This is a genomic window from Microbacterium luticellae, assembly GCF_050408645.1.
In the GTDB taxonomy this organism is placed as follows: domain Bacteria; phylum Actinomycetota; class Actinomycetes; order Actinomycetales; family Microbacteriaceae; genus Microbacterium.
The window spans coordinates 287,604-300,419 of sequence record NZ_JBNTKE010000001.1; the positions used below are offsets into that span (position 1 = coordinate 287,604).

General features: G+C 58.4%; 15 protein-coding genes. 7 read left to right on the top strand and 8 right to left on the bottom strand.

Annotation, left to right across the window (positions count from 1 at the left end; genetic code table 11):
• Positions 1 to 89 precede the first annotated feature (89 nt).
• Together ACQUSW_RS01420 and ACQUSW_RS01425 are read right to left on the bottom strand one after the other, a co-directional pair.
• Positions 90 to 884 (bottom strand): glycerophosphodiester phosphodiesterase family protein, encoded by a 795-nt coding sequence (locus tag ACQUSW_RS01420; protein WP_428930503.1) that lies wholly within the window; start codon positions 882 to 884, stop codon positions 90 to 92.
• The gene (locus ACQUSW_RS01425; RefSeq protein ID WP_428930504.1) at positions 881 to 1,252 is read right to left on the bottom strand and encodes an NfeD family protein; all 372 of its coding nucleotides are present in this window, start codon (positions 1,250 to 1,252) and stop codon (positions 881 to 883) included. Before ACQUSW_RS01425 ends, ACQUSW_RS01420 begins: the two co-directional genes overlap by 4 nt.
• A 117-nt stretch (positions 1,253 to 1,369) precedes the next feature.
• Between ACQUSW_RS01425 and ACQUSW_RS01430 the strand changes: the two genes are divergently transcribed.
• Positions 1,370 to 2,134, top strand: a complete 765-nt coding sequence (locus tag ACQUSW_RS01430) for an SDR family oxidoreductase (protein ID WP_428930505.1) — start codon at positions 1,370 to 1,372, stop codon at positions 2,132 to 2,134.
• Between the two features lie 28 nt (positions 2,135 to 2,162).
• On the opposite strand, the gene ACQUSW_RS01435 is transcribed toward ACQUSW_RS01430, so the two are convergent.
• Positions 2,163 to 2,762, bottom strand: coding sequence for an HdeD family acid-resistance protein (locus ACQUSW_RS01435; protein WP_428930506.1), 600 nt, complete (start codon positions 2,760 to 2,762; stop codon positions 2,163 to 2,165).
• A gap of 111 nt (positions 2,763 to 2,873) precedes the next feature.
• Between ACQUSW_RS01435 and ACQUSW_RS01440 the strand changes: the two genes are divergently transcribed.
• Positions 2,874 to 5,225 carry an ATP-binding cassette domain-containing protein gene (locus tag ACQUSW_RS01440; protein WP_428930507.1) on the top strand — a complete coding sequence of 784 codons (2,352 nt, stop codon included), beginning with the start codon at positions 2,874 to 2,876 and terminating at the stop codon, positions 5,223 to 5,225.
• A 138-nt stretch (positions 5,226 to 5,363) separates the two neighbouring features.
• Here ACQUSW_RS01440 and ACQUSW_RS01445 read toward each other — a convergent pair whose 3' ends face one another.
• Positions 5,364 to 5,936, bottom strand: a complete 573-nt coding sequence (locus ACQUSW_RS01445) for a DUF2087 domain-containing protein (protein ID WP_428930508.1) — start codon at positions 5,934 to 5,936, stop codon at positions 5,364 to 5,366.
• Positions 5,937 to 6,019: 83 nt separating this feature from the next.
• Between ACQUSW_RS01445 and ACQUSW_RS01450 the strand changes: the two genes are divergently transcribed.
• The 4 genes from ACQUSW_RS01450 (at position 6,020) to ACQUSW_RS01465 (ending at position 7,950) form a co-directional block, all read left to right on the top strand.
• Positions 6,020 to 6,469, top strand: coding sequence for an AAA family ATPase (locus ACQUSW_RS01450; protein WP_428930509.1), 450 nt, complete (start codon positions 6,020 to 6,022; stop codon positions 6,467 to 6,469).
• 166 nt (positions 6,470 to 6,635) lie between these two features.
• Entirely contained in the window at positions 6,636 to 6,839 is a 204-nt protein-coding gene (locus ACQUSW_RS01455; protein WP_428930510.1) for a hypothetical protein, read from the top strand.
• 175 nt (positions 6,840 to 7,014) lie between these two features.
• Complete coding sequence (locus ACQUSW_RS01460) at positions 7,015 to 7,581, top strand: GNAT family N-acetyltransferase (protein ID WP_428930511.1); 567 nt, start codon at positions 7,015 to 7,017, stop codon at positions 7,579 to 7,581.
• A gap of 135 nt (positions 7,582 to 7,716) precedes the next feature.
• On the top strand, positions 7,717 to 7,950 hold the full coding sequence (locus tag ACQUSW_RS01465; RefSeq protein ID WP_428930512.1) for a hypothetical protein: 234 nt from the start codon (positions 7,717 to 7,719) through the stop codon (positions 7,948 to 7,950).
• Between the two features lie 16 nt (positions 7,951 to 7,966).
• Here the strand turns inward: ACQUSW_RS01465 and ACQUSW_RS01470 are convergent, their stop codons facing one another.
• Positions 7,967 to 8,368: an ankyrin repeat domain-containing protein gene (locus ACQUSW_RS01470; RefSeq protein ID WP_428930513.1), complete on the bottom strand. Its 402-nt coding sequence runs from the start codon at positions 8,366 to 8,368 to the stop codon at positions 7,967 to 7,969.
• Between the two features lie 50 nt (positions 8,369 to 8,418).
• Between ACQUSW_RS01470 and ACQUSW_RS01475 the strand changes: the two genes are divergently transcribed.
• Complete coding sequence (locus ACQUSW_RS01475; RefSeq protein WP_428930514.1) at positions 8,419 to 9,735, top strand: MFS transporter; 1,317 nt, start codon at positions 8,419 to 8,421, stop codon at positions 9,733 to 9,735.
• On the opposite strand, the gene yczE is transcribed toward ACQUSW_RS01475, so the two are convergent.
• The 3 genes from yczE to ACQUSW_RS01490 are packed head-to-tail and all read right to left on the bottom strand — an operon-like array spanning position 9,732 to position 12,807.
• Positions 9,732 to 10,370, bottom strand: a complete 639-nt coding sequence (gene yczE, locus ACQUSW_RS01480; RefSeq protein ID WP_428930515.1) for a membrane protein YczE — start codon at positions 10,368 to 10,370, stop codon at positions 9,732 to 9,734. The genes ACQUSW_RS01475 and yczE overlap by 4 nt on opposite strands.
• Complete coding sequence (locus ACQUSW_RS01485) at positions 10,367 to 11,131, bottom strand: SGNH/GDSL hydrolase family protein (RefSeq protein WP_428930516.1); 765 nt, start codon at positions 11,129 to 11,131, stop codon at positions 10,367 to 10,369. The genes yczE and ACQUSW_RS01485 overlap by 4 nt, the downstream gene beginning before the upstream one ends.
• Positions 11,128 to 12,807: a DUF885 domain-containing protein gene (locus tag ACQUSW_RS01490; RefSeq protein ID WP_428930517.1), complete on the bottom strand. Its 1,680-nt coding sequence runs from the start codon at positions 12,805 to 12,807 to the stop codon at positions 11,128 to 11,130. Before ACQUSW_RS01490 ends, ACQUSW_RS01485 begins: the two co-directional genes overlap by 4 nt.
• Between the last annotated feature and the right edge of the window lie 9 nt (positions 12,808 to 12,816).

Genomic DNA, 12,816 nt, shown 5'->3' on the forward strand with positions numbered 1-12,816 from the left:
GTATATCGCTTCAATCTGTATACAAGATCAAAGAATCGCCTGGCGAGCGGCGGTTTCACGGGGATCACCCGGTTGTATAACAGTGACTCTTATGACTGAGGAAAGAGTCTCACCGCATTGTCGGCTCGGTTCGTCACGAGGCCATCAACGCCAAGGTTTACCAGCTGTTGCATCTGCTGTTCATCGTCGATGGTCCAAACGTGAACATCGACGTTGGCCGCGTGGGCTGCTGCGAGCAGTCGGGGCCGCAGAACTTTTATGCCCGCATGCCGCACCGGAATTTGGAGTGCGTCGTAGCTGCGTAAAAGAGTGTTCATACGGCGTTGTGACCGCACCGAGAGTGCCAACAGAAGTTGCATGATCCCGGATTTTCCGGGCGAGGTTGCCGGGGGAGTAGCTGCACCGTTGAGACTTGCTGACGCCATCGCGCGCAGTCGCGTTGTCTCATCAAAGCTCGTCAACAGTACCCGCGTAGCGTGCGCGGCAACTGCCGCTCCGGCCGCATCGGCTGCTGGGCCTTCTTTGACATCAACGTTGAATTTCGATGTCGGAAACGAGTACAGGGCTTCTGCGAGCGTGAGCAGGCCGCCGTGGTCGGCGAAGATCGCGGAAAGTTCTCGTGTGCGCATATCGCTGATGGCCGTGGGGATTCCTGCGAGGCGCTGCAGTGTTTCGTCGTGAAAGAGAACCACATCACCATCGGCTGTCATGCGACAGTCTGTTTCTATATATTCCACACCGGATGCATGAGCGGCAGCAAATGCGAGTGCAGAGTTTTCCCATACTCCGGATGCCGCGCCCTCTGCATCAACAAGCCCGCGGTGAGCGAGTATCACCGGTGCCGTGTCAGTCGGCAGAAAAGGGTGTTTCTGGCGCGTGGTCATGAGTCGTTTCGTCGTCTCGTGCCGTCGTTGACAACCGCGGTCGCGCCTTCAATCGACTCGACGACAATGATGGAACCGATCGCGTATCGCTGTCCATGTGTGGAGCGGGCCATCCAGGTGTCTCCGTTGCTCAGTTTCACCTGGCCTGCCCAATCGCTGACAGGCATGAGAACGGTGCCCGACATTCCGGCAACACCAACGACAGCGGAGGATACTTGTTGCGCACGGTCACGCGCACGCTGACGACGAGTTCGAAGAATGAACGCAACGAGCAAACCTATGAGCACGACAGAAATAGTCAGTGCAACAACCCAGCCCCACCACGACCATTCACCAATGATTGTCACCATCAGCGCTACTGCGACCATTCCGCCTCCTGTGGTCAACTTACCACGCGGTTTATGGGGCATCCGGTGAGTAGTTGGTAGTGTCTACCTAGCCAGGCGCAATGTCTGCCATCTGTTCGAATCTTCCAAGGAGTCATAGTGTCCGAGCCATTACCCGAAGCATCGCTGAACGACAAGATCGCTCTCGTAACAGGCTCATCACGGGGGATCGGTGCCGACACTGTTCGCTGGCTGGCTGCAGCGGGTGCCGATGTCGTTATTAACTTTCGCAACAAGGCTCCTCGTGCCCAGAAACTCGCCGATGAGATCCGCGAGGGAGGCAGAAAAGCTCTGGTTGTGGGGGCCGACCTCACCGATGCTGACTCTGTGTCGGCCATGATGCAGTCGGTGAACGACGAATATGGCCGGATCGACATCCTGGTGCTCAATGCCTCTGGCGGTATGGAAGCAAATATGGGTGAAGACTATGCGCTCAAGCTCAACCGTGATGCACAGCTAGGTGTACTCGACGCGGCCATGCCGCTCTTGGGCTCCGGGAGCCGTGTCGTTTTTGTCACGAGCCATCAGGCACACTTCATTCGTACGACGCCCACCATGCCGGAGTACGAGCCGGTTGCGCTCTCGAAGCGTGCAGGTGAAGATGCACTGCGTGAGCGCATTCCTGAGCTCACCGAGCGCGGTATCGAGTTCGTGGTTGTCTCTGGCGACATGATCGAGGGCACCATCACGGCCACGCTACTGGAGCGCGCTAACCCCGGAGCCATCGCTTCCCGGCGCGAAGAAGCCGGCAAGCTCTACAACGTGTCGGAGTTTGCGGCTGAGGTCGCCCGTGCAGCAGTAGAGCCGGTGCCAGCCGATAATACGCGTCTCGTGGGTGACATCAGCAGTTTCTCTGCGGAGTGAGCAGTGGCGGGCACAGCCCATTCGCGGTTCAGCGGATGATGGGAATTGATCCGGTTTCGGTGACGATCATTTCTTGAGCGCTCTGTTTGAGCCTGATCGCACGGATAATGTGGAGCACACCCAGCAGCACGAGTACAGCGCCCAGCATCCAGAACAGGATCGCAAGGGTCATCGGCACAAAAATGAGCACGACTCCGCCAGCGATGCTGATGATGGCATAGATGATCGTCCAGGCTCGGGCTCGTGCGTGCCCGACGAGTGTGAGCGCCACAATTCCGTCGATGATCCAGGCAATACCGATCACAACGCTGATGAAGACGATGAGCGTGAGTGTTGCCAGCCGCAGGTTCAAGAATATGAGTACGGCACCGGCAGCATAGATGAGCCCTAAAATCATGTGCCCCGCCCGCACCCAACCGCCGTACCCACGGCCGGCCGCGCCGATAGCGATGTAGGCGACACCGGCGATCAACAGTTGCACGGCAAACAGCGCGGTAACAACGAAGGCTGTTTTTTCTGGCCAGAACATGATCGCAGCACCGATGGCGATCATGATGATTCCCATCGCCGCGAGAACCGCACGCAGTGCCCGACCCAGGGGACGAATTATCGTTGTGTATTCCGACATAAAATCCTCCGCGGCGCTCTGAGCACTGGCACAATAGTGTGCCTAGCGTAGTACGTATGTCCGGCACGGGGTGGCTGGCATACGACACGGCAGTCGCAGAGGAGATCGATAATGGCGCAGCATCCGGCTGACCTTCATGATGTTATTCGGGTGCGAGGGGCTCGCGAAAACAACCTGCGTGACATCAACGTTGATATTCCGAAACGGCGTCTGACGGTCTTTACGGGAGTTTCGGGTTCGGGAAAAAGCTCGTTGGTTTTTGACACGATTGCGGCTGAGTCGCGCCGGTTGATTGACGAGACCTATACCGCTTTTGAGCAGGGATTTATGCCCCACATTCCTCGGCCAGATGTGGACGCGTTAGCAGGTTTGACGCCCGCAATCATCGTTGACCAGGAGCGATTGGGCGCCAATGTGCGATCGACCGTGGGTACCGTCACCGATGCCAACGCTATGCTGCGCACACTGTTTAGTCGCTGCGCACAACCACATATTGGCGGACCGACCGCGTACTCGTTTAATGTGCCGACTCAAACGGCCAGCGGCATTATGACTTCGGCTAAGGGCGAAAAGAAGATTGTTCGTGAGGCTGTCTATGTGGGCGGAATGTGCCCGACCTGTGAGGGTCGGGGAGAGGTGTCGTCCGTCAATATTGACCGCGTTATTGATCGCTCTCTTTCGCTGCACGAAGGCGCAATTTTGGTGCCGGGATATACCGCCGACGGCTGGGCGGTGCGTCTCTATGCCGAATCCGGACTTTATCCCGCCGACAAACCGATTTCGTCATTCACTAAGAAGCAACTGGATGAATTTCTCTATGGCAAGCCTCGGAAGATTAAGATTCAGGCGGTTAATTTAACCTATGAAGGGTTAATTCCTAAGATCACGAAGTCGATGTTCTCGAAAGATCACGACTCTTTGCAGCCCCATATTCGGCGCTTCGTCGAGCAGTCGGCCACGTTCGGGGCGTGCCCGGACTGTGAGGGAACTCGGCTGACTGAGGCGGCACGCTCGGCGACTATTGATGGTGTGAGCATTGCTGATGTGAGCCGGATGCAGGTGGTAGACGCAGCCCAATGGCTGCAGAGCCTCTCGCTCGACGGCGTTGCCCCGCTTCTTGGCGCGCTCCAGGCCACTCTCGATAGTTTTGTGTCGCTGGGGCTGGGCTATTTGAGTCTCGATCGACCCTCGGGAAGCTTGTCCGGGGGAGAGGCTCAGAGAATTAAACTTTTACGCCATGTGGGATCAGCGTTAACAGATATCACCTATGTTTTTGATGAACCGACTATCGGCCTTCATCCCCATGATATTGAGCGCATGAATAACCTATTATTAGAATTGCGCGATAAAGGCAATACGGTTTTAGTTATTGAACATAAACCTAAAGTCGTTGCCATTGCAGACCATATTGTTGATATTGGTCCTGGCGGTGGCGCAAACGGGGGAGAGGTGACGTTCACGGGAAGCCTCGAGAAACTTCGTGCCAGCGACACGATCACCGGGCGCCATTTAAGCGACCGGGGTAGCGTCAAAGGCTCTGTTCGCGTGGGCGAGGGCGTCATTTCAGTGATCGATGCGACTCTCAATAATTTACGGAATGTGAGCGTTGACGTTCCTCGGGGTGTATTAACCGTTGTCACAGGAGTCGCAGGGTCGGGCAAAAGTTCGCTGATCCACGGATACGTTGCACATGAGCCCGACACGGTAGCAATTGATCAGAGCACGATCCGTGGTTCGCGACGGAGTAGCCCGGCAACGTACACCGGAGTTCTTGACCCAATTCGTAAGGCTTTCGCGAAGGCCAACGGCGTGAAGCCTTCGATGTTTAGCTCAAACTCAGAGGGAGCTTGCCCGTCGTGTAAAGGCGCGGGAGTTATTACCACGGAGCTCGGGTTTATGGAGACGGTGGAAACACCGTGTGAAGACTGCGGCGGGCGTCGCTTTCAGCCTGCAGTGTTTGATTATGAGTTGAATGGAAAGAACATTGCCGATGTGCTTGACATGTCGATCGCGCAGGCGAAAGATTTCTTTGGCAATAAAGACTCGCATATTCCAGCTGTGGTGAAGAGTCTGCGAGGACTCGACGATGTGGGCTTGGGTTATGTTTCACTCGGCCAGCCGCTGTCATCGCTTTCTGGGGGCGAACGTCAACGCATTCGTTTAGCTCAGGCGCTCACCGAAAACAGCAGCGTTGTCATTCTCGATGAGCCAACAAACGGCCTACACCTCGCTGACATCGACAACCTCTTGCGGCTGCTCGACGCCATTGTGGACGATGGTCGCACAGTGATTGTGATCGAACATCATCTCGCTGTTATTGCTCACGCTGACTGGGTGATTGACATGGGTCCTGGTGCTGGTCACGACGGCGGGAACATCGTGTTTCAGGGCACGCCGCAGCAACTGGCAGCAGACGGCAGCACACTCACCGGCCAATATCTTGCCCAGTATCTTGCGCAGTAAGCCACAACTGAACCTCATAGCGATAGTGCCGATAATGTACATTATGTCAGTTTACGTGAGCGCTATTAACGCGGTGCGGCATGAGCAGTCCGTTCCCTGCTCCCTAACAGGCGCGATCAGATGGTTTCTGTGGATGTCTCACTGAGGGCCGTCACTGCGGGCTGCGAGTCGGTATGCCGTTCCGGCGCGATCACGGTCTAAGAAGCCGTGGTCGACGAGCGCACGACGCAGGCGCGCCGTATCGTCGGTTAAGGTCGAGAGCCTGTTTCCAAGCTCGGCTTCGCTCACGACCTCTGAATCGCTCATGATGCGCGGCAGGAGCGCCAGAAGAAGCTCGTCGCGTTCTTCGTGCCGCGATGGGTATCGATCTATGCGTCCGTCGGTGGTGAGGAATCTTTCTGGGCCGTCTTTCTGGCGGCGGCGTGCGCCGTGCTGCAGCAGAGCTCGAAGCCTCTCCTCATCGACGACCCAGCTTCCGTGGGAGTCTGTGATGAGGCCCGCAGATTCCAGCTGTGTTAGCGCTCGTCGTTCGCGGCTGGAGGGAGCATCAGTAGTTGTGTTCAATACCACTCGAGCAAACGTCTGTCGGGCAACCGGGTTGGCTAGCGCAGCAAGGAGGGGTCGTATTGAGTCGTCGAGCACGCGTTCCACTATCTCAAAGAGTGCACCTCGCTCCAAGCCATCGCGAATGCTGCCCTCTCGTTGGCTCACGATCACCGCTCCCTCACGGAACGAAACCGATGGTTTCCGGCAGCCATACGGTTGAGGATTCACGTCGAGGGTAGGCTCCACAAATGGAGGTTTTGAGGCTTGCAGGCCCTCCGGGCGTCGGAAAATCAACGACAGCTTGGGCACTGGCAACGATGTTGGTGGCTGATGGTGCGGCATCAGGGTATGTCGCCATCGATCAATTGGGTATGTGCTATCCCGCACCGGATGATGATCCCGATCGCTGGGCGCTCAAGGAACGCGCGCTCGCTGCTATTGCTCACGAATTTCGGCGAGCAGGAGCCCATCGCCTCGTCGTTTCGGGAGTCGCGTGGCCCGACGACCCTCCCCCGAGCATCAAGGGCGTGGCGGTGCAATCGCTATGGCTGGATGCTTCCGAAGAGACTCGGCGCAGACGACTGTGGAACCGCGGTTCCAGCGAGGAACAGCTCCTACGGTTGCTTTCCGCTGGTACTGCTGAATCGGCGCGGGTGAATCCGGTCTGGGAACGTCTCGCTACCGCATGGTCTCTCTGAGACCGAAACCGTCGAGAAGGTACTCGCATGGTGGCAACTATCGGTTGCGCCTAACGATTTCGTCGATTTTCTTCCAGACAAAAGCCCGGCCGTTGCGCCGGCGGATCGAGTGCTTTGGATCACCGGACCCCGTTTGGCCGGCGCGTCACGAGTCGGCTGGGAAATCGTGAGCCGCGAGTGGAGCGAAGGTCGGCGCGCAGGATTCATTGACCTCGCGCAGTTGTCATTCGTCTGGAATAACGACAGGCCCGTAGGTTTCGCGAACCTCGCACGACTTCACAAAGAATTCCGCGGTATCGACACTGATCGTTGTGTTGTCGTCGCGCCATTCGAGGTTGATCCCACGGCAGCACGCTTCTGCACTGCCTAGGTCACATGTCTCATTCGTGCGACTTGTTCCGTCCGCTGGCTCACAGTTGTCCCGGCCCTCTCGTGAGCATGAGTTGTGCGTGCAAACACGAGGCTTATCGGTAGTGAGCGCGGCGGCCGCAGTACGGCACGCTGTCGACTGGTGACAGCTGTTTACGCATCTGTAGAGTTATTCGATGACTGCCTGCACTATCCGAGCAATCCGATCTGCTGATTGGAAAGAGGTTCGCGCTTTACGGCTTCATGCTCTTCAGGATGAGGCTGCCGCCCTGGCGTTTCTTGACTCTCATGCCGATGCTGCTGCACGCCCCGATTCGTACTGGATTGAGCGCACCGTTCGCTCTTCAGAAGATGCCGGTGTGGCAGCGGGCGCGCGTCAGTTTGTGGCGGTTGCTGCTGATGGCGAATGGGTCGGTACGACAACGGTGCTGATCGAGCGAAAGGGCGACACCGACTACTTTGACGGCGTAGTCGAACAGGATGGCGGTCATCTTGTCGGTGTATATATCAAACCTGAATATCGCGCTGCAGGGCTGATTACTCGCCTTTTCGCTTCATGCACGGCGTGGCTCACCGGACTTGATCTCAGCTTTGTTCGCCTCTACGTGCACGAAGACAATCATCGTGCTCAGCGCGCCTACGAAAAATGTGGTTTCATTCGTACGGGAGTGGTCCAGTCGGGGCCGCACGGTAACGAGGTAGAGATGGCCACCTCGCTGCCCACTCCCCCGGTTGCACACTAAGTATCGCGTGCGCGTTGGGGAGTTGATCGACGCTGTGCAAGAATTTATTGCACTGCCGGATGCTACCCATCCAGCCAGGTGTCGGCGCAGCAGGCGTCGTCGTCTATAACGATGCGAAACGATTGAGGTCCACTTGTGACTCACGCAACTTCACCGACGAACACCCGCACGAACGCACGGTTGGCACAGCGCTGGCTGGCTGGTGTCGCTGTTGTCGTGCTTCTTGCACTCATAGCCTTATTTATTTATGGGATTGTTTCGGGCTCGGCGCCACTTATGGTGTCCGCAAGTTCCGGTGCGGCTGTTGTTGGCGCCGCGTGGGCTGCCGGCTACGTCACTATCAAGAAACGCAACGATTCCGCTGTCTAGCTTGTTCTAGGCCGCATTAGCCCGAGTATTCGTCGAGCACGGCAAGCATGTCGTCGAGGCGAAACTGTGTAGCGATTTCGGTGGCGGTGTGGCCACCGGCATCCTGGTTCGCTCCTGCGTCGAGCAGCATGCGCAACAGTTCAGCATTTTTGCGAAACACAGCGCAGGCAACAGCGGTCTGTCCCATGCCGTTCACTGTGTCCAGAGCGGCACCGCGCCGAATAAGCTCGGCAACAGTGTCTGTGCGTTCGGCATAGGTTGCCACGATCAGCAGCGTGTCGCCGCGCGGGTTGCGCACATCAATGGGAAAGCCCGCGTCGATCATCTCGCCCACGGGGCCCGTGCGTCCTTCGCGCGCGAGGTCAAAAGTGCCTTCGATGACCTCAAGACTCACAGAAGGTTCCGGATGCTGCGTCATACGGTGATTCCTTTCACGGCCAACATGCCCTCAACCACTACCGTAGTGGTATGACCATTACATCTAGCATCAGGCTGGCAACACCTGGCTGGCGTGCATGGATGATTTGGATCGTCGGCGTGGCAGGCTATGTGCTGGCCATCGCCAACCGTACATCGCTCGCGGCTGTTGGAGTCGAAGCTGCCGACAGGTTTATGGCCGACGCCTCAACGCTGTCGATGTTTGCCGTCGTGCAGTTGGCGGTCTACGGTGGCGCACAGGTGCCGATAGGTCTGCTTCTGGACCGTTACGGGGCGCGGCCGATCATGGTGATCGGCATGATTCTTATGGCTGTCGGGCAGCTGCTGATGGCGGTCTCCCCCAGCATCGGCATTGCGATCATCGCGCGCATCCTTTTGGGTGCCGGTGACGCCGCGATCTTTCCGGGCGTGTTGCGGTTGATCGCCACGTGGTTTCCTGCACAGCGAGGCCCCTTAATGGTGCAGATGACGGGAATTGTTGGGCAAACCGGTCAGCTGATCGCCCTCGTTCCCCTCGCCGCGTTCTTGCATGCAACAAGCTGGAGTATTGCGTTCGGGAGCATCGCGGGCCTCGGCGTCGTATTCACAGTACTGATCGCCGTCATCATCAGAAACCACCCGCCCGAGACCGGTGCCGACGTCACCGTCAACACCGACACCGGCGTCATTCGCGTCGTTACCAGCGCCATCGACACCGGCACCGGCATCCGGGCGGCCTGGAAACATCCCGGCACCCGGCTCGCATTCTGGTCGCACTTCACCGCCCCGTTTGCCGGCACCGCCTTCGTACTGCTGTGGGGAATGCCTTTTCTCACCGCCGGACAGGGGCTGAGCTCTGCGCAGGGAGCAGGACTCATCTCGCTCTATGTTGTTGTCGGAATGATTTTCGGTCCCATTCTCGGCGAGCTTTCACGCCGCCTTCCCAATCAGCGCTCCATGGCGCTCGTGTTGCCCTCGATCACTCTGCAGGCAACCGCATGGCTAGCCGTGATTGTGTGGCCGGGGCCCGCACCCACCTGGCTGCTCGTCATCCTCGCGATAGCGCTTGCTACCGGCGGCCCCGCATCGATGATCGCGTTCGACCACGCCCGCACCCACAACCCTGCCCAGCGACTCAGTACGGCAACCGGGGTCACCAACTCGGGTGGGTTCCTTGCCGCGCTCACCGCCATCTTCTTCATTGGCGCGGCCCTCGACCTCCAGGGCGCAGGAACACCGGATGCTTATAGTCTCGAAGCGTTCCAGATCGCGTTCTTTATGCAGGTTCCGCTGTGGCTGCTCGGTGTTGTGTCGATCCTCATCACCCGCTACAAAACCCGCAAACGCATGGGACTCACGCGGCGCTAACCAGTAGTTGGTGCTGCCGTAGCATCCGGCGACTGCGGTAATCGCACAGCAAAAATCCGCATAAAGAACTGGCACAGCGGCCCGATCAGCAACGCAAACGCTATTGTTCCTACACCCGCGGTGCCGCCGAGCAGCCACCCGATCACGACAACCGTCACCTCGAGTCCCGTCCGCACCACCCAGATCGGCCATCCGGTGCGATCATGCAGACCCGTCATTAACCCGTCGCGAGGCCCGGGGCCAAATTGCGCGCCAATATACAGCCCCGTGGCGGCAGCGAGCACAGTGATACCCAGCGCCAAAAAGATCCCCCGCAGCCACCACGACTCCGCCGTCGGCAACACGAGCAGCGCAATATCGGCCGATGGCCCCACCAGCAACGCATTCAAAATGGTACCCAGTCCCATTTTTTGACGCAGCGGTAGCCACATCACTAACACCAGGCCACTAATCACAATCGTGACCATGCCAAACGTCAACGGAATATGCAGGCTCAAACCCTGAGCCAACACATCCCAGGGTGCGGCACCCAGTTCGGCACGCAAAATAAATGCAATACCAACGCCATACAAAAACAGCCCCACGAACAGTTGAATAAACCGTCGCACAGGCCGCCGAACATGCCACCCGCTCATGCTGCAGCTTCAGGAGAAACAGCAATAAACTCCGGATGCTTCGCAGCACGCCCATCCCCCGACGACGTACCGGTCAGTCGCCTGTGCACCCACGGGCCCACGAACTCGCGGTAATACGCCCATCCTGATGGGCCCTCAAACCGCTCGGCAGGCTCCTGCCACCAGTCGGCCGGAGCCTGTTGGCCCAGCTCGGTCAGTACGCGAGCGGCCACCCGACGGTGCCCCAGAGCATTCATGTGCAGCCGGTCACTTGACCAGTAGGGCGGACGCGAAAGCTCGGCATCCGGCCAGTTCAATGCCCGCACAATATCGTCGCGGTGAGCAAACCTGCGTAGCACCGCCGCCGACAACACATCACCGCGACGCTGAATAGTCGTACTCAACGGCAGCTGGCGCGAGGGATTCGCTCCCGACAGGAGTATCACGGCCACACCCTGCTCATCGCAGCGCCGCACCACCCGGCTATAGGCATCAACAATGTGCTCCATGTCGGCGCGGGGTCGCAGCATGTCGTTGCCACCCGCGTTAAACGACAAATGCGTCGGATTTAGCGCCAGGGCAGGCTCTAACTGTTCCTCAACGATCGGCCACGCTAAACGGCCACGAATCGCAAGGTTGGCGTACTCGATTGGTGTGCCCACATTGTTGGCCCACTGCTGCGCCACACGGTCAGCCCAGCCGCGCACCGTGCCGTCGGCACGCTCATCCCCCACACCCTCGGTGAAAGAGTCACCAATGGCAACAAAACGCACCTCGCTCATTGCAGCAGCGCAGTACGCAGAGTGTCGAGCCCGACACCACCAACATTGAGCGCCTGCTGATGAAACTTCTTCATCGAAAACGCAGCGCCCTGCTGTTCACGAACAGCATCACGTACCTGTTCCCAGATGCGCTGGCCGACCTTATACGACGGCGCCTGACCAGGCCAGCCCAAATAGCGGTACACCTCGAAGCGTCGAAATTCCTCGGGCATATTGACGTGCTCGCGCATCATTTCGCGCGCATAACCGTAATCCCACACGCCCTCGCCATCCAGCCGCGGCTTACCCAGGTGCACACCAATATCGAGCACAACGCGAAGCGCCCGCATCCGCTGCCCATCAAGCATGCCCAGACGGTCGGCAGGGTCATTCAGATATCCCAGTTCCTCCATCAACCGCTCGGCATACAGCGCCCAGCCCTCAGCATGCCCCGACGTACCCGCCAGCAGGCGACGCCACGAGTTCAACGTGTCTCGGTTGTACACGGCCTGCGCGATCTGCAGATGATGTCCGGGCACACCCTCGTGATATACGGTCGTCAGTTCGCGCCACGTGTCGAACTCTGTCACACCCTCGGGCACCGACCACCACATGCGTCCCGGTCGCGAAAAATCGTCCGTCGGGCCCGTGTAATAGATTCCGCCCTCCTGGGTGGGCGCAATCATGCACTCCAAAGCACGAATAGGTTCCGGAATATCAAAGTGCGATTCGCCCAGCTCCTGCACCGCACGGTCACTGGTCTGCTGCATCCACTCCTGCAACGCGGCCGTACCCACCAGCTTGCGCGAAGAGTCAGCCTCAAGATGTGCCACAGCCTCTTCTACCGTTGCACCCGGAAGAATCTCGTGCGCCGTGGCTTCTTGCTCTGCCACCATGCGGGCAAGCTCTTCACGGCCCCACTCATACGTTTCATCGAGGTCGATCACAGCGCCCAAGAAACGCCGACAATGCAGAGCATAAACGTCACGCCCCACAGCGTCATGCTCTGTTGCCGCAGGCGCCAACTCGGTGGTCAAAAACTCTGCCAGCTGGCCATAGGCGGTGGCGGCAGCCGTCGCCGCATTCTCAAGATCACGAGAAAGGCCTTCCGAAAGCGCAGCATCCGGAGCTACTGTCTGGCCAATAAACGTGGCAAAGAAACCATCAGCCGCACCATAGCGCGCAACCTGCTGCGCCACCTCGGACACCTGACGAACAGCAGGAACAACCCCCTGCGCTATACCCTCACGAAGCGTCTGCTGATAACCATCAACAGCACCCGCAACAGCACCCAGACGCGCGGAAATCACAGCCCAGTCCTGTTCGGACGCCGTGGGCATGAGATCAAAAATCTGCCGAAAATCTTGCGCCGGAGAAGCCAACACATTGAGGTCACGCAAATGCCACTGTGCGTCATGGAGATCCAGCGACAGCTGAAGCTCACTGCTCAGATCAGCCTTCGTCACCACATCAACGTGGTCAACCGGCTCTGCAGACTCTAGCTCACGCAGAGTCCGGCGAACCTCAGCAATGAGTTGTTCATGCCCGGCAGGACTCACATCATCGAGCGCGCCACCAGAATCATCGCGACCAATATATGTCGCAAGCACCGGCGACAGCGTTGTGAGAGTGTCGACCCAGCGCTCAGCCACGGCGTCGATGGCGCTCGGAATACGTGCTGAAGTTTGTTCTGTCATTGTGTTGTC